Below are 18,650 nucleotides of genomic sequence, written 5' to 3' on the forward strand. Positions count from 1 at the left end.
ATGGGGGAGCGAGCTCGCTCGCGATGACGGTGTGTCAGAGAACCTCTCTGCTACTAAGCCACCGCTATCGCGAGCAAGCTCGCTCCCACAGGAGTTTGTGGATGAGTCCGCCATTTATGCACATCCACAAGGTCTCGCTTTAAGCCACAGGTCCCGCCCGCAAAATCGACGCATCCTCCCCGCGATACAACGCCTCCACCTTCCCCGCCCGCCACTGCAACACCGCCCGTTGATTGATCGAGCCCTTGTCAGTGATTTCACCGCGGTCGATGGACGCCGGTTCATCGAGCAAGGCGATCCATTCCACGCGACTGGCGTTGCCGCTGGCTTCACGGTTCAGGCGTCGCAGCCAGTCGGCGAACCATTGGCGCACCGTCGGGCTGGCAAGAACCTGGGCGTCACTGGCATCCCCGCCCAGGCCTGACAAGCGCCGGCATTCAGCAAGCCGTGGGAACACCAGCGCCCCCAGGCACTCGCGATCCGGTGCGGTAATCACCAGGTCCTGGACATAGGGTGTGCCTTCCAGCACCGCCCGGTTACGCAACGGCCCGACACTGACGAAGACACCGGAAGACAATTTGAAATCCTCGGCGATCCGCCCATCGAACATCAGCCCCAGTTGCGGATTGCTGGCGTCGGCCAGCTTGATCGCATCCCCCGAACAGTAGAAACCATCCTCGTCGAATACCTCGGCAGTTTGCTGCGGCGAGCGCCAGTAGCCGGGCATGATGTGCGGCCCGCGAAAACGCCCTTCGAACTTGCCGTCCACCGGCACCAGGCGCACCTCGCAGCCAGGCGCTGGAAGGCCGATGTAGCCAGCCATGGACAACGGCCCGGTGGTGAAGGTGCAGGACGGCGCCGCCTCGGTCATGCCCAGGCCCGCCATCATGCGGATACGTTCGCCGCAATGCTGTTCGGCGACCTTGTCGAGCCGGTCCCAGGTGCTTTGGGACAAGCCCGCCGCCGCAAAGAAGAACAGGCTGATGCGTTTGAAGAATCGCTCGCGCAATTCATCGTCCTGCTCCAGGGCGTTGACCAGTTCCTCCCAGCCCTTGGGCACGGTCAGGTAGGCGGTAGGCGAGATTTCCTTGAGGTTGCGCAGGGTTTCGGCGAAGCCCTGGGCGGTGGGTTTGCCGTCGTCCAGGTAGAACGTGCCGCCGTTGTACAACACGATGCCAACGTTGTGGCTGCCACCGAACGTATGATTCCACGGCAACCAGTCCACCAGCACCGGCGGCGCCTCGCCGAACACCGGAAAAGTCTGCAGCAGCATCTGCTGATTGGCGCAAAGCATACGCTGGGTGGTGATCACCGCCTTGGGCAGCTTGGTGGAGCCTGAGGTAAACAGGAACTTGGCGATGCTGTCCGGGCCGGTGGCAGCGAACGCCTGCTCGGCCTCGGCGCCGCCGGGTTGGACCAGCAGGCTGGCGAAGCTTGTCCTCGACCGGCCGGCTATCTCGCCACGCACGGTGATCAAGGGCACGTCCGCCGGCAATACGGCAGTGATCGCGCGCTCGAACGGTGCGGCTTCACTGACGAACACCAGCCCTGGCTGCAACAGATCGCAGACGTGACGCAGCTTGGCGAAATCCTGGGACAACAATGAATAGGCCGGCGAAACCGGGCAATAGGGAATACCGGCGTACATCGCGCCGAGGGCCATTTGCAGGTGCTCGATGTCATTGCCGGAGAGCAGCGCCAAGGGTTTTTCCGCCGATAAACCGTAACCGAGCAGGCTTTGGGCGATGGCTCGGACACTGTCGAGCATTTGGGCATAACTGACTCGACGCCAGTCACCGCCGGCTTCACGGGCGGCGATAAACGTCTGCTCCGGGCGCACCTTGGCCCAGTGCACCAGGCGCTCGAGCAACCGCGCTGGCAGCGGGGCCAAGGGCTCCAGGGAGCGCATGTGCAAGATGCCACGCTCTTCCCGGACTTCCACGGCAGGATGACCAATCGATACCTGGCGATACCGCCCGGCCTCGGGTCGGGAGGACGATCTGGACTCGGAACTCACGTACATTTCCTCCACCAAGGCACACTCGGGTCGCGATGCGAGCGGAGCGTGGCAGCACCAGGCTGCGGCCTTGTCATTATTATTCTGGCCTGCATCGGGGCGACGGCGTTCAAGGCTCGACCGCCCGCGATGCGACGGGTTTCAGATCGGGTAATGCCGGGGACCGTTCTGCAAAGTCACCCAACGCAACTGGGTGAAATGCTCGATGGACGCCTTGCCGCCAAAGCTGCCGTAACCGCTGGACTTGACCCCACCGAAAGGCATCTGCGCCTCGTCGTGCACGGTCGGCCCGTTGATGTGGCAAATGCCCGACTCGACCCGCAGGGCCAAGGCCAGCGCACGGGTGGTATCGCGGCTGAAAATGGCGGCCGACAGACCGAACTCGGAATCGTTGGCCAGGCGCAGCAGCTCTTCATCGCTGTCACCGCGCAGCAACACGGCCACCGGCCCGAAGGACTCTTCGCGGTACAGGCGCATCTGAGGGGTGATGCCATCGAGCAACGTCGGCTGCAGGATGCTGCCTTCCAACTGCCCTCCCGTGACCAGCGTTGCGCCTTTGGCCAGGGCATCGTCGATCAGCCCCTTGATGCGTTGGCCGGCACTGACGTCGACCAACGAGCCCAGTACCGAATCGCCGGCCGCCGGATCACCAGCGCGCAGGGTGGCGATCTTGGCGGCCAAGCGGGCGATGAACTCATCCGCCACACGGGCATCGACGATCAGTCGCTCGGTGGACATGCAGATCTGGCCCTGGTTGAAGTAAGCGCCAAAGGCCGCCGCTTGCACCGCGGCGTCCAGGTCGGCGTCGTCCAGCACCAGCAGCGGCGCCTTGCCACCCAGTTCCAGCAAGGCCGGCTTGAGGTGGCGCGCCGACAGTTCGCCGACGATGCGTCCGACATGGGTCGAACCGGTGAAATTGACCCGACGCACCGCCGGGTTGGCAATCAATCGCTCGACAATGGCCGGCGCATCCGCAGGTGCGTTACAGATCACGTTGACCACGCCGTCACCCAGCCCTGCGTCCTGCAACACCTGGCCGATCAGCCGGTGCACTGCCGGGCTTATTTCAGAAGCCTTGAGCACCACGGTGTTACCGCAAGCCAGGGGCATGGCGATGGCGCGGGTGGCGAGAATCACCGGAGCGTTCCAAGGGGCGATGCCCAGCACCACGCCGCAAGGCTGACGCAGGGCCATGGCGAAACTGCCAGGCACGTCCGAAGGAATGATTTCGCCATTGATCTGGGTGGTCATGGAAGCGGCTTCGCGCAGCATGTTCGCCGCCAGGTGCACGTTGAAACCGTACCAATTGGCCATGGCACCGGTCTCGCCGGCAGCAGCGACGAATTCACTGCTGCGGGCCTGCAACTGCTCGGCCGCACGCAACAGCCGCGTCCGGCGTTCGTTAGGCGCCAATGCGGCCCAGGCGGGAAACGCCGCTTGGGCCGCAGCTACCGCGGCGTCGGCATCTTCCAGAGTGGCGGCGGCCACGCGAGACACCACCTCACCCGTCACCGGGTTGCAGCGTTCGAAGGTCCGGCCGTCACGGGCCGGGCACGACTGGCCGCCAATCAACAGGGGCACGTCCAGCATGGTGATTCCTCTTTATTGTCTTTATCGGGAATACATCGCAGCGGTGTAACAGTAGCGCCAAGGCGGCGCAGCGAACAGCGGGATGCGGCCCGCCATTCGCCGGTCGATTCAGCGCTTATAGGTTTGCAAGCCAGGCTTGATGCTCTTGTCGTCCAGAAACTGCTTCATGCCCTGCTCGCGGCCACCTTCGGTATCGAGCAGGCGCGACTGATCGAGCTTGGCGTACAGGTAATCCTCGTTCTGCTCCCAGGTCAGCTCGCGGCAGCGCTTGAAACCATGCTTGGCGGCCCGCAGCACCACCGGGTTCTTCTCCAGCAGGTTGCGCGCCAGCGCCACGGTGACTTCACGCAGCTGCGCCAGGGGCACGCTTTCGTTGACCAGGCCCATTTCGGCGGCTTTTTGCCCGCCGAATGTCTTGCCGGTCATGATGTAGTACAGCGACTGGCGATGGCCCACGGTATCGGCCATGGCCTTGCTGACGAGGTTGCCCGGCGGGATGCCCCAGTTGATTTCCGAGAGACCGAAGGTCGCTTCGTCGGCGCAGATCGCCAGGTCGCACGCCACCAGCGGACTGAAACCGCCACCAAAGCACCAACCGTTGACCATGGCGATGGTTGGCTTGGCGTACATGCGCAGCAGCTTCCATTGCCATTGCGACGCTTCGCGACGGATTTTTTCCTGGAGGATTTCCGGCCCCGCATCCACTTCGCGGAAATATTCCTTGAGGTCCATGCCAGCGGTCCAGGCGTCACCGGCCCCGGTCAGCACCAATACGCCAGCGGCCGGATCCTGCTCCAAGGTCTCGAGCACGTCGATCATCTCGCGGTTGAGGGTCGGGCTCATGGCGTTGCGCTTTTCCGGGCGATTGAGGGTTACCCAGGCGATGCCCTCCTCGATATCGACCTTGACTGTTTTCCAGCGACCTTCGTAATTACTCATGATGCGTGCTCTCTTGTTCTTGGCTGAAGATGATCAAAAACTAAACCGGAAAAATAGTTATGTCAATTAACTATTAATCGATTTACCTGTCTTTTCCCGGGTCTGGATCGAAGGTTCCAAATCTCGAATCTGCGCGAGCCCATAGCCAGGGCGTCGCAACCCCGGCAAACTGGATAGCCTTGTTAACCACTTACCTTGAGGAAGTTCACTTCGATGGCCAAGTCTTCCAAGCTTGCCGAACCCGCCGAGCCCCTGGCCGCAGGTACCGACGCGCAAGCGCCGCTGGACTCCGCGCTGGACGACCTGATCGGTTACGCCCTGCGCCGCGCCCAATTGAAACTATTCCAGAACCTGATTGGCCGACTCGCCGTCCACGATCTGCGCCCTGCCCAGTTCTCGGCCCTTGCAATCATCGACCAGAATCCCGGCCTGATGCAGGCTGACCTGGCCAAGGCCCTGACGATCGAGCCGCCGCAAGTGGTCCCGCTGCTGAACAAGTTGGAAAGCCGGGCCCTGGCCGTGCGCGTGCGGTGCAAGCCGGATAAACGCTCCTACGGGATCTTCCTGAGCAAGACTGGCGAAACCTTGCTCAAGGAACTCAAGCAAATCGCCGCGCAGAGTGACCTGGATTCCACGGCAACCCTTTCAGGGACTGAGCGTGAGGAGTTGCTGCGGTTGTTGAAGAAGGTTTACCAATAAAGGACACCGCTCCCCTGTGGCGAGGGAGCTTGCTCCCGCTGGGGTGCGCAGCGGCCCTGAAAAGTCTGCAACAACACCGACAATCAGGGTGGCGCGCGAAGGGGGCTGCTTCGCAGCCCAGCGGGAGCAAGCTCCCTCGCCACAAAAGCACTGCATGGCTCGTCAAGGCATCACCAGATCGGCACGCTGTACGTCACCAGGAACCGGGTCTGGTTCTCGTCGCGAAACGCCGCCGTACCCGGGAAGTTGTTGCGATAGATCGATTTGCGTGCCAGCAGCCCGACGTTTTTCAGCGGGCCGCCCTGGATCACGTATCCCAGCTCCATCTGGAACTCACGCTCCTTGCGATCCTCGGCATTGAGGGCCGCCAGTTCGATGTGATCACCACGCACATAACGCAGTCGACTGCGCAGGCCCGGCACGCCCACGGCGGCAAAGTCGTAGTCATGGATCGCCTGCCAGGTGCGTTCCTTGGCATTGAGGAAGTCCGAGCTCATGGTCATTTCGCTCAAGCCCATCAACTCGGTGCCGGACACATAAGGCGTGGCCGTATCACCACTGGAATGCATGTAGCCCAGGCTCACGCGATGGCCGCCCAGGCGATAGCCGACCAGCGCCGAAACGTTGCGGTTATCCACCTTGCCAGCCTTGGCCGCGCCGTCTTCGTCGCTGAAAAAACTGCGCAGGTCAGTGGTCAGGACGCCATCGCCCAAGGGCAGGTTATGCAATAACGCCAAGGTGTTCTGTTGATACAAATCCGCCACTTCGGCGTGGTAAGCCCGCAGGCTGAGGTCTTTGTTGACCTGGTAGTCGCCGCCCCCATAAGCCATATGGGAAGAAGTCGCCGCCCCGTTGAAACGACGGTTGGGCGAGGCGATGCTCATCGGTTGGTAGTCGGTAGAATCGCGCCGGGCGATGCGATCGATATAACCGGCGTTCAACGTCAAGCCGTCGATGTCCTTGGAACTGAGGGTCGTCCCGCGAAAAGTCTGCGGCAGCAGCCGCGATGGGCTGGCAAAGGCAAACGGCAGGAAGATCGACACATCGCCGGTCTTCACCGTGGTTTGCGCGAAACGCAGCTTACCGGTCACACCCAGGCGCGAATACTCATCCGCCGCGCGCTTGTCGCTGCTCGACACCGGTAACAGTTCGGTGCCGCTTCGGTCAGGCGATGAGTCGAGCTTGATGCCCAGCAATCCCCTCACATCGAGGCCGAACCCAACCGTCCCTGGGGTAAACCCCGACTCGACGTTCATGAACACACCTTGAGCCCACTCCCTGGCCGCGGTCTTGGCGCCGCCGTCCTTGTAGTCGCGGTCCATGTAGTAATTGCGCAGGGTCAGGGTGCCGTGGCTGTCGTCAATGAAACCCTCCGCCCGCAAGGCAGGAGAACCCAGGCTCAGCCCGAGGCAGGCCAGCAGACTGGCGAACGAGAAAACAGGGCGCGCCATCGAGGCGTCCCGGGCAAGGTTTGGCATGTTCGATATCCACTTATTGTTGTTGTTTTGATCGGCCCAGCCTTGGTGATAGGGGCCGTGGGAACCAAGAATGGAAACCGCGAGGGCCCTTCGTCAATCAATACTGACCGATAATCGAACATTAATATCATTAACTAATTTACCAACTGACTTGAATATTCGTACCAAGCCCATGATTTTCATAGTGATCTGGCCCGTTTATGGCTCGCCCTTGGCATCCTTCATTTTTTAGTTAGCTTTGTTAATCTTAAATACGCCTGCCGGTTATCCTCCGAGCCGGTGTCCCTCACAAAAACAATAAGAGGATTTGCCATGAACCGTCCGGCGCATCGTGCGACGCTGACTATCGCTTTGTGTTTCATCGTCGCGTTGATCGAGGGTTTCGACCTTCAGTCAGCCGGTACCGCAGCCGCAGGGCTGCGACAGACGTTTGCCCTCGACCCGAAAATGATGGGTTGGGTATTCAGCGCCGGGATCATCGGACTGTTGCCAGGTGCGTTCTTTGGCGGCTGGATCGCTGATCGCATCGGTCGCAAGAAAATCCTCGTCGCCGCTGTCTTGCTGTTCGGCGTGTTTTCCCTCAGCACCGCTTATGTCGAACACTTCTCCAGCCTCTTGCTGGTGCGTTTCATGACCGGCCTGGGCTTGGGCGCCGCCCTGCCCAACCTCATTGCCCTGTGCGCCGAAGCCGTGGGCGAGCAGCGCCGCGGCACGGCCATCAGCGTGATGTATGCCGGCGTTCCGTTGGGTGGTGCGTTGGCGGCAGTGGTCGCCATGTTGTTTGGCGAACACTGGCAGATGACGTTTTTCATCGGCGGGTTGGCGCCCCTGCTGGTGGTCCCGCTGATGCTCTTGTGGCTCCCCGAATCCAGCGCCTTTCGCCAGGCGCAGGATGGCGGCACAGCGCGCGGCTCCACCACCCAGGCGCTGTTTGGTGAAGGTCGCGGCCGTACCACCCTGGCGCTGTGGCTGAGTTATTTCTTCACCCTGACGGTGATGTACATGTTGCTCAACTGGCTGCCGTCGTTGCTGCTGGAACAGGGCTTCAGCAAACCCCAGGCCGGCCTGGTGCAAATGCTGTTCAACATCGGCGGAGCGCTGGGCTCGTTGCTCGGTGGCCTGTTGCTGGACCGTTGCAATGGCATCAAGGTGGTGCTGTTCGTCTATGCCGGACTGCTGAGCGCCCTGGCCGGGGTCGGGTTTTCGGTCGGCATCGTGCCGATGGCCATTGCCGGGTTCGCCGCTGGGTTGTTTGTCATGGCGGCGCAATTGGTCCTCTATGCCTTGGCGCCGCCCTCCTACCCTACCTCCGTACGTGCGACGGGAGTTGGTGCAGCGGTGGCCATCGGACGCCTGGGGTCGGTGGCCGGGCCGCTGGCTGCCGGACAGATCCTGGCGGCTGGGGGTGGGACCACGGCCGTATTGCTGGCGACGTCTCCTGGGTTGGTGGTTGCGACGCTGGCGGTTCTTAGTGTGATTCGTTATTCGACCGGGCCGCGATTGGGTGCTTCTGAGCCGGTCGCTGGGAACTCCTGACTTGGTGTGTATATCCGTTATTTAGGTAACGGCGGCTTAGGGTTCCGCCCTTTGCACAGCCAACATTACCACCAGCTGACCCTCCGCTTTCGCGAGCAAGCTCACTCCCACAAGGGATTGTGGGGCCGAGGCCCTGACATTGATCGGCCTAGACCTTGAACCGCGCCACCGTCTCATGCAGTGACCCGGCCATCTGCGCCAGGTCCTGGCCCGCCGTATCGGTATGCCGCGCGCCCAGCATGACCTGTTCGGACAGGTTGCGAATGTCCACCAGGTTACGATCCACCTCTCGCGCCACCAGCGCCTGCTGTTCCGTGGCGCTGGCGATCATCAGGTTGCGCTCGTTGATCTGCGAGATCGAATGGGCGATTTCATCCAGGGCCTCGCCGGAGCGCTGGGCCACCAGCAGCGTGGCTTGCACCAGTTCGCTGTTGTTCTGCATGGAGCTCACCGCATGCCCGCTGTCCAGGCGGATATTACCGATCATGCCCTCGATTTCCCGAGTCGAATCCTGGGTCCGATGAGCCAGCGCCCGGACTTCATCGGCCACCACTGCAAAACCACGCCCGGCATCACCGGCGCGGGCGGCTTCGATGGCGGCGTTCAGTGCCAGGAGATTGGTCTGCTCGGCAATGCTGCGGATCACATCCAGCACCGAGCTGATGTCCTGTACCCGCCCGGCCAATTGCTGGATTCGGCCGGAACTGTCCGTCACACCTTCGGCCAGCGCGGTAATGGAAGCCACCGTTTCCTGGACCTGTTCACGACCACGCTGGGCCGTTTGCTCGGACACCCGCGAGGCTTCGCTGGTGCTCACCGCATTGCGCGCCACTTCGTCCACCGCGGCGGTCATCTGGTTCACGGCCGCGGCAGCCTGTTCGATTTCATGCCCCTGCAACTGCAAGGTGCTGCTGGTCTGGCTGCTCACCGCGCTCAGTTCTTCGGAGGAACTGGCCACTCGATCCACCGAGGCCGCAATGTGCCGGACCATGCTGTTGAGACTCTGCTGCATGTCGTGCATGTTGCTCATCACGCTGTCGTTGGCACCGACACCCACGGGGACGCGGATCGTCAGGTCGCCCTGGGCGATGAGGTTAAGCACCCGCGCCGCGTCATTGGGTTCACCACCCAGGGGACGGGTCACACTGCGGGTCACCAGGATCGCCACGGTCGTCACCAGGGCCAGGCAAGCCAGCACCAACGCCAGCATGTTGCGCCGCGCATCGTTGTAACGTGCCTGGGCCAAGTGCTCACGTTCGACAAAGACCTTGCCCTGCATCGCCATCATCCCTTCGAGGCTTTTGTACACCTCAAGCTCCGCCGGAATCACGCCCTGCTTGAGCTGCGTCATTGCCTCGTCCGTCGCGCCCTGGCGGATCAACGCCTGCACCTGGACGAACGCCGCCACGTAGGCCTCGCGACGTTTCTTCAACTCGGCATACGCGGCCTTGCCTTCAGGCTGATCGAACAGCGGCTCCAGCGTGGCGAAGGCCTGGGTAATCCGTTGTCGGGTGGCGTCGATGGATTGCTGGACTTGCGCATTGTTCTTGTCGATCAACAGATCCCGGGTATTCCTGGCGTTATCGCGCACGCCCGTGGCGATCACCATGATCGGGTCAATCTTCGGCCAATCCTGCCTGACGATCTGCTCGGCCTGGTCGCGCAGCATCGCCAGGTCGCTCAAGGCGTAAAGCGCCAGGGCAATCAAGGCCAGTGGCGCGATGGCAAAGCCGATCACGATGCGTTGGGCGGTGGTGAGTCTGGTCATATCAAATGCTCCCTGTTCAACTACCTGCCGGTTGGCAGCGCATTTGAAAACCTAAAAAAGTGTGGCCCGGTCATCCCGGGCCGCTGTCGGTCGTTCATCCCGGCGCTCGCTCAACTGCGTAAGACGAACGAGGGGAACAACTCGCGCATGGCGGCCCACAGCTCAGGTTGCAAGGCTTGTGCCGAAACGCTGGAAAGGTGGGGATCGAGCATCCGCGCAGTGCGCACCAGTTGCACCGCGAACCGCGTGACGCCGCGTTCGCTCAAGCGTCGGGCCAGGTTCAGCAACCGTTCGGGGTCGAACAGATGCCAGTGCACCGTTGTGCGACATTCATAGTCCACGCCACTGGCCAGCAGGTGGTCGAGGCTGCGCCAGTTGGCAGCGCCGCTGCCTTCGACACGGGTCACGTCCAGGGCATCTTCGGGCAAGGCCTTGACGTCGAAACCGACCCAGTCGGCAAGACCGACCACTTTGGCGAAGGCCGCCGGTTTGATGCCGGCGCTGTGCAGGCCGATGCGAAAGCCCATCTGCCGCACTTCCTCCATGGCCGGCGCCAGGCCGTCCTGCAAGGTTGGCTCACCGCCACTGAACACCACGGCGTCGAGCAGATCCTGACGGCGCTGCAGGAACGCCAACACCCGGCACCAATCCACCTCCTCGCTACCGCGCGGCGGGATCAGTTGCGGGTTATGGCAATAACGACAACGCCAGGCACAGCCTTGGCAAAACAGTACGCACGCCAGTTGGCCCGGATAATCGAGGGTGGTCAGGGGCACCATGCCCCCGACCCGTAGCACTCGACTCATGGACGCCCGGCCGCGCGTTCGGTGAAGTGCACCCGCTCGCGATGCTCGGACTGCTTACCTGGGTTGAAGGCCGCCACCGGGCGGTGATAACCCATCACTCGGGTCCAGACTTCGCAGCGTTGACGCTGTGCTTGTGGAAGGCTTTGCGATGCATTCATGGGTGAAGCTCCTTGCGGTCGATGGATCGGATCAGTGAACGCTGCCCTGGCGCTGTTGTTGCAGCAGCAAGGCCTCGTCGCATTTCGGGCAAAACTCATGTTCGCCGGCCAGGTAACCGTGCACCGGACAGATGGAAAAGGTCGGCGTGATGGTCAGGTACGGCAGGCGGAAACGTCCCAGTGCCTTGCGCACCAGTTGCTTGCAGGCCTGTGTGGAGGAAATCTGTTCTGCCATATACAGGTGCAACACGGTGCCGCCGGTGTATTTGCACTGCAGTTCGTCTTGTAGCTCCAGGGCTTCGAACGGATCCTCGGTGAAGCCCACCGGCAGTTGCGACGAGTTGGTGTAGTACGGTGCGACCGGGCTGCCGGCCTGCAAGATATCCGGATAGCGCTTGAGGTCTTCCTTGGCGAAGCGGTAGGTGGTGCCCTCGGCGGGCGTGGCTTCGAGGTTGTAGAGGTGGCCGGTTTCTTCCTGGAATCGCAGCAGCGTGGCCCGCACGTGATCCAACAGTTTCAGGGCGAATGCCCGGCCTTGCTCGGTGTGCAGGCCTTGTTGGTCATCGGTGAAATTGCGCAGCATTTCGTGCAGGCCATTCACGCCGATGGTGGAGAAGTGATTGCGCAAGGTGCCCAGGTAGCGCTTGGTGTAAGGATACAAACCGGCATCCATGTGATGCTGGATGACCTTGCGCTTGACCTCCAGGCTCTCTTTCGCCAGTTCCATCAGAGTATCGATGCGTTGCAGTAACCCGCTGGTGTCGCCTTTGTACAGATAACCCAGGCGCGCGCAGTTGATCGTCACCACGCCCAGGGAGCCGGTCTGCTCCGCCGAGCCGAACAAGCCACCGCCACGCTTGAGCAACTCGCGCACGTCCAGCTGCAAGCGGCAGCACATCGACCGCACCTGGTTGGGTTGCATGTCCGAGTTGAGGAAGTTCTGGAAATACGGCAAACCGTAACGGGCGGTCATTTCGAACAGCCGGTCGGCGTTCTCGCTGTCCCACGGGAAGTCGTGGGTAATGTTGTAGGTCGGGATCGGAAAGGTGAACACCCGCCCTTTCGCATCGCCGGCCTGCATCACCTCGATGTAGGCGCGGTTGATCAGTTCCATTTCCGCTTGCAGGTCACCGTAGGCGAACGGCATCTCTTCGCCACCGATGATCGGGATCTGTTCACGCAAGTCCTGTGGGCAGACCCAGTCGAACGTCAGGTTGGTGAACGGAGTTTGCGTGCCCCAGCGCGACGGTACGTTGAGGTTGTAGATGAACTCCTGCAACGACTGCCGGACCTCGTCGTAGCTGAGCTGGTCCTTGCGCACATAGGGTGCCAGGTACGTGTCGAACGAGCTGAACGCCTGGGCGCCGGCCCATTCGTTCTGCAGGGTGCCGAGGAAATTCACCATCTGTCCCAGGGCACTGCTCAGATGCTTGGGCGGCCCGGCCTCGACCCGCCCTGGCACGCCATTGAGACCTTCGTGCAACAGGGTACGCAACGACCAGCCGGCACAATAGCCGGCGAGCATGTCCAGGTCGTGGATATGCAGGTCCGCCTCGCGATGCGCCTCGCCGATGGCCTGGCTGTAGACCTCGTCGAGCCAATAGTTGGCGGTGACCTTGCCCGATACGTTGAGGATCAGCCCGCCGAGGGAATAGCCCTGGTTGGCGTTGGCCTGCACGCGCCAGTCTTCGCGGTCCAGGTATTCGTTCATCGACGTGGCGACTTCCACCAGCGTACGGCGATCCCGACGCAGGCGTCCGTGTTGCTCGCGATAGACGATGTAGGCACGCATGGAGAGAAAGAAACCGGCATCCATCAACACCCGCTCGACACGGTCCTGGATCTGCTCGACGTTCAACCGCGTCTGCCCTTCCAACCGCGCCAACACCGCCTCCAGCAACGCCTCGGCCTCGGCTTCGGCGTATTCGCCAGTGGCCTTGCCAGCGGCGATCAGCGCCTGGCGAATCTTGTCCGCATCAAAGGCGACCACACTGCCATCGCGCTTGTGCAAGCGGTTACACCCTACTGAGATCAACGTGCTCTGCATTTTGGCTCCAGACACTACATATAGGCTTTTTGATTCGTACAAACACAATATGCAGTGGAGAGTACGGCCAAACGATCGAGTTGCAATTGATCGATATCAAGATTCGGGAGCGACGGCCAACCCGCTTGGAAGGGGGGGGCAATGCGCCTCGTACAATGGGATCGGGGTGCGACCGGAAGAAATAGACCGGCTGGCAGGCCGCCTTCGCGAGCAAGCCCGCTCCCACAGTTGGATCGGGGTATGGCCGCAGAGCCAGGCCGGCTATAAGGCCGCCTCGCGGTGGACGTTGATTTCGGCGCCCCGTTAACCACGCTGGCCGAACGCAGGCATTGCGCAGTGGGCATCCCGGCATGGATGCCGGGATAGCCGCGCTGGGCCATGGATGGCCCTTCGCGGCGGCCCACGGAGCAATGCCTGCGTTCGGGCATGCCGAGCCTAGGCGAGGCACCGAGTGGTGGGGCAAAAGCGTTTTGCTTACTTTTGCGCTTCTCAAAAGTGAGCCGCCGTCAGGGCGGAACCCTAAGTGGCCGTTACCGCAGCAACGGATATGCCCCCAATCAACAAATCCCAGCGCTCAGAACAGTACGGGGCTGCTGCGCACCCCAGCGGGAGCAAGCTCCCTCGCCACGGGGTCCGTGTAAGTCCTTAACCCCCACTCATATTCATGAACCGCACAATCTGCACCTCCCCACCAGGATTGAAGTCATGGCGCAAAGGCTTCCCACGCAACGCCTTCTGCACCGCCTGAATAACCGGCTGGTCATCCAACGGATAACGCCGCAACAAGCCACGCAGATCGAGAGAATCCTCCTGCCCCAGGCACAACAGCAAGCGCCCTTCAACGGTCATGCGCACGCGATTGCAACTGGCGCAGAAGTTGTGAGTGTTGGGGGAAATGAAACCGATCCGGGTATCCGGATGCTGTTCCAAACGTACATAACGCGCCGGGCCACCACTGTTCTCCGTACTGTCGAGCAACCGGTGATGAGCGGCGATCACAGCCCGGACCTCATCGCTGGAACAGAACGACTCGCCCCGGGAACGCCCCACCTCCCCCAACGGCATCTCCTCGATAAAACTGATGTCGATGCGTTGATCGATGGCGTACTGCACCAGCGCCGGGACCTCATCGAAGTTGCGTCCTTTCATCACCACGCAGTTCAACTTGACCCGCTCGAACCCGGCGACCTTCGCCGCTTCAATCCCGGCCAGCACCTGGTCCAGGTTGCCGTTGCGGGTAATCGCCCGAAAACGTTCACCGTCCAGGCTGTCGAGGCTGATGTTCATGCGCTTGACGCCAGCCTCGACCAGCGGCTGGGCCAATCGCCCCAACTGCGAGCCGTTGCTGGTCATCACCAGTTCCCGCAGGCCGGGCAACGCCGCGATCTCGCGACACAACCCGACGATGCCCGGACGGATCAGCGGCTCTCCACCGGTCAGGCGGATTTTCTTCACCCCCAGGCCGACGAACAGCCGCGCCAGGCGCTGCAACTCCTCCAAGGTCAACACTTGCTGACGCGGCAGGAACGTCATGTTTTTCGCCATGCAATACACACAACGAAAATCACAACGATCGGTCACCGACATCCGCAAATAATCGATCTGGCGCCCAAATCCGTCCTGCAACACCGCATTCATGAAGATCTCCTGATTGAGCCCGTGCTCACTGCACCAGCGGCGAGTCGGCGCCCTGAAGGTGAATGCCGCGAATGTCCGCCGCACCGATCAGGGTTTGCAGGTACTGCACCAGCGCTTTTTGCCACACGCCCTGCTGCAACTGGGTACGAATCGCCGTCGCCACCGCCTCGTACGGCAATGGCTGGCCATCGATGCGCTGGTCGATGCTGATCACGTGCCAGCCATAGCGACTTTCCAGCGGTTTACCGGCCAGGCCCGCCGGCAGGGTGAATAACTGGCGCTCCAGCTCAGGCACAGTCTGGCCCTTGCTGATCTGCCCCAGCGAGCCGCCCTGCTCCTTGGATGGACACGCCGAATGCTTGATCGCCAACTCGGCAAAACTGCCCGGGAACTGATCCAGCCGCTCCAGCAGCAGCTCGGCCTGGACATGGGCCAGGCTGCGCGCCTCGGCATCGTCCGGCGCGCATTCGAGCAGGATGTGCCGCACCGCCAGCAACGGTGCGCTGTGAAACCGCGCTCGGTTGCTTTCGTAATAACGCAGGCAGGTGGCCTCGTCGCACTGCGGCACCTGCACCTCACGTTCGAGCAATAGCCGCGTGGCCGCTTCCTCTTCGTTTTCGCCGGCGCCGACCTGTAACGCCAGGCCCAGTTCGGCGATGCGTTGCTGGAGCAATTCGCGAATCACCAAGGCCCGTGCCGCCTGATAAACCGCCTCCTCGCGGCTTTCCGCCGGGTGGTATTGCAGCTCCTGGGCCATCGCCTGCGGGGTGATCGACACCCCGTTGACGCTGATGATCGGCCACTCCTGTTCACTGCTGGCAATCAACTGTGGCGCTTCATCCTCCGCCACCGGCCCGGCCTGGGCCGGCTCGAACTGCACCGCCCCCGCCGGTTCGGCTTCGGCCACCGGCGCGATCACCGGTGCCGCTTTTGCCGAAGAACCGCAGCCGCCGCTGCCGCCACCACCACCGCCACATCCGCATCCACTCGCCATGATCTTCTCCTCAAAACTTCTGCCGAACGATTTGATAACGACGTCCCAGGTACCAGACCGGCGCACTGACGATATGGACCAGACGAGTGAACGGGAACAACACGAACAAGGTCAGGCCCAGCACCACGTGGAGCTTGTAGACCAGGCCTACCGGCGCTATCGAGGTAGCGGCTTCAACCGGACGCAACAGCACGGTGTTCTGGGCCCAGTCGGCCAGCATCACCATTACCGAGCCGTCCATATGGGCGGTAGAGGCCACGATGGTCATCAGCCCCAGCACCAGTTGCACCAGCAGCACCACCAGCACGAGGATGTCCGACGCATTGGAGGTGGCGCGAACCCGTGGGTCGGTCAGGCGACGGTTGAGCAGCATCACCAGGCCGATCAGGCCCAGTACGCCGAAGAAACCGCCGGAGACCATCGCCAGCAATTGCTTGTTTTCGGTGCTCAACACATGGTGATAGATCGCCGAGGGTGTCAGCAGGCCGACGAAGTGGCCGGCCAGCACGAACAGCACGCCGATGTGAAACAGGTTGCTGGCCACCCGCATGCCGCGCTTGTTCAGCATCTGGCTGGAACCGGCCTTCCAGGTGTACTGGGACAGATCAAAGCGTGCCCAACTGCCAAGCAGGCAAATCGCCAAGGCGACGTAGGGGTAGACCCCGAACAACAACAGATCCCATTTAGACATTACCCACCTCCCCGGCTGGCGCTGCGGCCAGCCCTTCATGCTGAAAATCCACCCAGTGCAGCGGCACCGCACTTTCGTCTCGCGCCTTGCCCGGCGCGCTGGGCATCGAGCTGCAACGGTCCTGCTGTTCGGCCTTCATGAAATCCACCGCCTCTTCTTCCCAGACCTTGTCCAGGGCTTCGAGGGAGTCATCCCGTGGCTCGGCCTTCACTTGCTCGCGAAACTCGGCCACCGCCACCTGAGGCTCGGCCCCGGCGATTTGTAGCAAGGCGCGGAAGCAACTGGCGTAGGCGCTTTCACGTTCGTCCAGGCGCGCCGCGAGCAAGGCCAGCAGGTGCGCCACATCGGCCAGGCCCTCGCGGGCCTCGAGGTCTTCGCGGGTGGAAAGAAACTCCAGGTACAGCGGGATGTAGTCAGGTAGTTCCTTGACGCCGATGGCAAAACCGGCCTCTTCGTACTGGGCCATCATGTCGACCATGGCCTGGCCACGGTCGCGGGATTCGCCATGGACATGTTCGAACAGCAGCAGCGACAGCGAACGACCGCGGCCGAACAGCGCACCGTAGTGCTCCTGGCCATCCATCAGGTCCTTGCCGCAGATCACCTCCAGCAATTCAAACAGCCCGGCGCGCTGGTTGGGACTGATTTCCCGTGCCTGGAGAATCGCTTGTTCCAGCTCATCCCGACCGGCCACCAGGGTCTCGGTCGGGTAGTCGAGCAGCAACGAAATCACCTTGAGAATGCGCATGCTCATTCCTCCCACAACTGCACGGTTTTGATCACGTCGCGGCGGTTGGCTTTCTTGCCACCGAACATGTTGGTGTCGGAGCTGCCACTGCAACCGCTGCCAAAGCTGAAGCCGCAACCGGAGCGCTCGGCGAACGCGTCGCTCATGGCGTCTTCGCGGTGGGCGCTTGGTACGACGAAGCGATCTTCGTAGTTGGCGATGGCCAGGTAGCGGTACATCTCTTCCACCTGGTTCACGCTCAAGCCGACGTCGGCCAGCACTTGCAGGTCCTGCACGCCGTCGACCTGCTCGGAACGTTTGTAGGCACGCATCGCCAGCAAGCGTTTGAGCGCAAGCTTGACCGGTTTTTCATCACCGGCGGTGAGCATGTTCGCCAGGTAGCGCAGCGGGATGCGCAGGCTGTCGACGTCCGGGATCACCCCGTTCATGCCCACGGTGCCAGCCGTGGCAGCGTTCTGGATCGGCGACAGTGGCGGCACGTACCAGACCATTGGCAAGGTGCGGTATTCCGGGTGCAGCGGCAGTGCGAGTTTCCAATCCACGGCCATTTTGTAGACCGGCGAACGTTGCGCCGAATCGATCACCGACTGCGGCACGCCATCGGCCAGGGCTTGGCGAATCACTGCCGGGTCGTTGGGGTCGAGGAAAATCTCCAGTTGCTTCTCGTACAGGTCCTTCTCATCGGCGGTGCTTGCCACTTCGCTGATACGGTCGGCGTCGTACAGCAACACGCCGAGGTAACGGATCCGTCCAACGCAGGTTTCAGCGCAGACAGTCGGCATCCCGGCTTCGATACGCGGGTAGCAGAAGATGCATTTTTCCGACTTGCCGCTCTTCCAGTTGAAGTAAATCTTCTTGTAAGGGCAGCCGCTGATGCACATGCGCCAGCCGCGGCACTTCTCCTGGTCGATCAGGACGATGCCGTCCTCTTCGCGCTTGTAGATCGCACCGCTCGGGCACGATGCCGCGCACGCCGGGTTCAGGCAGTGCTCGCACAGGCGCGGCAGGTACATCATGAAAGTGTTTTCGTACTCGCCGTAGATGTCCGCCTGGATCTTGTCGAAGTTCTTGTCCTTGCGCCGCTTGGCGAATTCAGTGCCGAGGATTTCCTCCCAGTTCGGGCCCCACTCGATCTTCTGCATGCGCTTGCCGGACACCACCGAGCGTGGTCGCGCAGTAGGCTGGTGCTCACCCAGCGGTGCGGTGTGCAGGTGCTGGTAGTCGAAGTCGAACGGTTCGTAGTAATCGTCCAGGCTCGGCAGGTCCGGGTTGGCGAAGATGTTCGCCAGCACGCGGAACTTGCCGCCGATGCGCGGGTTGATCGAGCCGTCGGCGTTGCGGATCCAGCCGCCCTTCCACTTGTCCTGGTTTTCCCATTCCTTGGGGTAGCCGATGCCTGGCTTGGATTCGACGTTGTTGAACCAGGCGTATTCCATGCCTTCGCGGCTGGTCCAGACGTTCTTGCAGGTAATCGAGCAGGTGTGGCAGCCGATGCATTTGTCCAGGTTCAGGACCATGCCGATTTGTGAGCGAATCTTCAT

The 18,650-nt window shown here is 61.9% G+C and carries 15 protein-coding genes; 2 read left to right on the forward strand and 13 right to left on the reverse strand.

Going from position 1 to position 18,650, the window contains the following annotated elements; genetic code table 11:
* Positions 1–139: 139 nt before the first annotated feature.
* The 3 genes from V7773_RS04285 to V7773_RS04295 all read right to left on the reverse strand — a co-directional run bounded on the left by V7773_RS04285 (position 140) and on the right by V7773_RS04295 (position 4,546).
* Positions 140–2,017, reverse strand: coding sequence for a feruloyl-CoA synthase (locus tag V7773_RS04285; protein WP_063325054.1), 1,878 nt, complete (start codon positions 2,015–2,017; stop codon positions 140–142).
* Between the two features lie 141 nt (positions 2,018–2,158).
* On the reverse strand, positions 2,159–3,607 hold the full coding sequence (locus V7773_RS04290; protein ID WP_336072433.1) for an aldehyde dehydrogenase: 1,449 nt from the start codon (positions 3,605–3,607) through the stop codon (positions 2,159–2,161).
* Positions 3,608–3,715: 108 nt separating this feature from the next.
* Complete coding sequence (locus V7773_RS04295) at positions 3,716–4,546, reverse strand: p-hydroxycinnamoyl CoA hydratase/lyase (protein WP_063320869.1); 831 nt, start codon at positions 4,544–4,546, stop codon at positions 3,716–3,718.
* A gap of 213 nt (positions 4,547–4,759) precedes the next feature.
* Between V7773_RS04295 and V7773_RS04300 the strand changes: the two genes are divergently transcribed.
* Positions 4,760–5,245, forward strand: coding sequence for a MarR family winged helix-turn-helix transcriptional regulator (locus tag V7773_RS04300; protein ID WP_046065392.1), 486 nt, complete (start codon positions 4,760–4,762; stop codon positions 5,243–5,245).
* Between the two features lie 170 nt (positions 5,246–5,415).
* On the opposite strand, the gene V7773_RS04305 is transcribed toward V7773_RS04300, so the two are convergent.
* Positions 5,416–6,723 (reverse strand): OprD family porin, encoded by a 1,308-nt coding sequence (locus V7773_RS04305; protein ID WP_336072434.1) that lies wholly within the window; start codon positions 6,721–6,723, stop codon positions 5,416–5,418.
* Positions 6,724–7,035: 312 nt separating this feature from the next.
* Here V7773_RS04305 and mhpT point away from each other — a divergent pair, with 312 nt between their 5' ends.
* On the forward strand, positions 7,036–8,259 hold the full coding sequence (mhpT, locus tag V7773_RS04310) for a 3-(3-hydroxy-phenyl)propionate transporter MhpT (protein ID WP_336072436.1): 1,224 nt from the start codon (positions 7,036–7,038) through the stop codon (positions 8,257–8,259).
* Positions 8,260–8,407: 148 nt separating this feature from the next.
* On the opposite strand, the gene V7773_RS04315 is transcribed toward mhpT, so the two are convergent.
* The 9 genes from V7773_RS04315 to narH all read right to left on the reverse strand — a co-directional run bounded on the left by V7773_RS04315 (position 8,408) and on the right by narH (position 18,650).
* Positions 8,408–10,027: a methyl-accepting chemotaxis protein gene (locus V7773_RS04315; protein ID WP_092145737.1), complete on the reverse strand. Its 1,620-nt coding sequence runs from the start codon at positions 10,025–10,027 to the stop codon at positions 8,408–8,410.
* Positions 10,028–10,137: 110 nt separating this feature from the next.
* Entirely contained in the window at positions 10,138–10,833 is a 696-nt protein-coding gene (locus tag V7773_RS04320) for an anaerobic ribonucleoside-triphosphate reductase activating protein (protein WP_063320864.1), read from the reverse strand.
* On the reverse strand, positions 10,830–10,991 hold the full coding sequence (nrdD, locus tag V7773_RS04325; protein WP_003202433.1) for an anaerobic ribonucleoside-triphosphate reductase: 162 nt from the start codon (positions 10,989–10,991) through the stop codon (positions 10,830–10,832). Before nrdD ends, V7773_RS04320 begins: the two co-directional genes overlap by 4 nt.
* 31 nt (positions 10,992–11,022) lie before the next feature.
* Positions 11,023–13,038 (reverse strand): ribonucleoside triphosphate reductase, encoded by a 2,016-nt coding sequence (locus tag V7773_RS04330; protein ID WP_336072437.1) that lies wholly within the window; start codon positions 13,036–13,038, stop codon positions 11,023–11,025.
* A gap of 645 nt (positions 13,039–13,683) precedes the next feature.
* Positions 13,684–14,676, reverse strand: coding sequence for a GTP 3',8-cyclase MoaA (gene moaA, locus V7773_RS04335; protein WP_092225261.1), 993 nt, complete (start codon positions 14,674–14,676; stop codon positions 13,684–13,686).
* 25 nt (positions 14,677–14,701) lie between these two features.
* Positions 14,702–15,670, reverse strand: a complete 969-nt coding sequence (locus tag V7773_RS04340) for a peptidylprolyl isomerase (protein ID WP_336072438.1) — start codon at positions 15,668–15,670, stop codon at positions 14,702–14,704.
* A gap of 10 nt (positions 15,671–15,680) precedes the next feature.
* Positions 15,681–16,361, reverse strand: coding sequence for a respiratory nitrate reductase subunit gamma (gene narI / locus V7773_RS04345; RefSeq protein WP_063320860.1), 681 nt, complete (start codon positions 16,359–16,361; stop codon positions 15,681–15,683).
* A complete protein-coding gene (gene narJ, locus V7773_RS04350) occupies positions 16,354–17,109 on the reverse strand; it encodes a nitrate reductase molybdenum cofactor assembly chaperone (RefSeq protein ID WP_336072439.1) in 756 nt (251 codons plus the stop codon). Before narJ ends, narI begins: the two co-directional genes overlap by 8 nt.
* A gap of 2 nt (positions 17,110–17,111) precedes the next feature.
* Positions 17,112–18,650 carry a nitrate reductase subunit beta gene (gene narH, locus V7773_RS04355; RefSeq protein WP_063320858.1) on the reverse strand — a complete coding sequence of 513 codons (1,539 nt, stop codon included), beginning with the start codon at positions 18,648–18,650 and terminating at the stop codon, positions 17,112–17,114.

Origin of the sequence: Pseudomonas sp. 3JA (assembly GCF_036961705.1) — a bacterium.
GTDB lineage: Bacteria > Pseudomonadota > Gammaproteobacteria > Pseudomonadales > Pseudomonadaceae > Aquipseudomonas > Aquipseudomonas fluorescens_Q.